We start from the raw sequence: 1162 nt of genomic DNA, 5'->3' as shown, positions 1-1162 counted from the left end.
GCGAGCAGCCGCGCGCGGCCGGTCGCGTCGAAGATGTAGACGGCCGAGCTGTGCGTCACTTCGTAGCCGCCGGACGGATCGCGTTTTTCCATCTGGTATGCGACGCGATAGCGCTTGGCCAGCGATTCGATCTGGCCGTCGGTCCCGGTCAGGCCGCGCGCATGCGCGGCGTCGAACGCGGCGACATAGGATTGCATCGCCTGCGGCGTATCGCGCGCGGGATCGACCGAGACGAACAGGATGCGCACGTCGTCCGCCCGCGGGCCGAGCTTCGCCAGCACTTCCATCAGCCGCGCCAGCGTTTCGGGGCAGACGTCGGGGCAGTGCGTGTAGCCGAAGTAGACGAGCGCGACGCGGCCGCGGAACGCATCGGCGTCGACGGGATGGCCGTCGCCGCCCGTCAGCTTGAACGACAGATCGGGCAGGTGGCCGGTGACGTTGGTCAGGTTCCAGCGCGGCTCGTCGTGCGTGCACGCGGTGAGCGCCACGGCGGCGGCGAGGGCCGCGGCCGTGCGGATGAGGCGGGAGAGGCGCCGGTGCGGCGCGGGGCGGGCAGACGACATCCTGGGGCTCGATCGGACTGGATGGATAGCCGGGGCGCGATGCCATGCGCCGCGCGGCAGGCGGTTGCGACTGTAGCGCAATTCGCGCGCCCGCGTCCTTTCGAAATCGATACGGCGCGGGCGAGCGGGGCAATATGTCGCAGTTGACGCGGCGGCCGATGCGATGTCCGCGCAGCCGCGGTTTCGCCCATCTGGGGGCGCAGGCGCGGTAAGATGCGCACAACTCCATTCGCGCAGTGGCGGCCTGCGTTTGCCGGCCGGCCCTCAGACTATCGAATCGATGCAATCCGTTCCGGCTTCCCTGTCCCTGACCGATACAGCGTTCTTCTTCGACTTCGACGGCACGCTCGTCGAACTGGCGCCGACCCCCGACGCCATTCACGTTCCGCCGTCGCTGCTGACGCTGCTCGACGAATTGTCGCGCCGCTCGCACGGCGCGGTCGCGATCGTGTCCGGGCGCGGGATCGACAACCTCGACACGTTCCTGAAGATGCCCGGGCTGCCGATCGCCGGCCTGCACGGCGCGGAGCGCCGCGATGCGAACGGCGACACGCAGCGTATCGGCTTCAACGACGAACGCCTGCTGCGCATCGAGCGCG

The 1162-nt window shown here is 69.6% G+C and carries 2 protein-coding genes; one reads left to right on the top strand and one right to left on the bottom strand.

The window, feature by feature from the left end; genetic code table 11:
* Nucleotides 1-563 (bottom strand): SCO family protein (locus tag JMF90_RS37955; RefSeq protein ID WP_201326429.1); only part of this gene is annotated, 563 nt, incomplete at its 3' end.
* Between the two features lie 280 nt (nt 564-843).
* Between JMF90_RS37955 and otsB the strand changes: the two genes are divergently transcribed.
* Nucleotides 844-1162 (top strand): trehalose-phosphatase (gene otsB, locus JMF90_RS37950; protein ID WP_201326428.1); only part of this gene is annotated, 319 nt, incomplete at its 3' end.

It is taken from the genome of Burkholderia sp. E168m23, from assembly GCF_016586125.1.
GTDB classification, from domain to species: domain Bacteria; phylum Pseudomonadota; class Gammaproteobacteria; order Burkholderiales; family Burkholderiaceae; genus Burkholderia; species Burkholderia orbicola.
The sequence above is the reverse complement of the archived record's forward strand: the minus strand, read 5'-3'. Positions and strand labels throughout refer to the sequence as shown.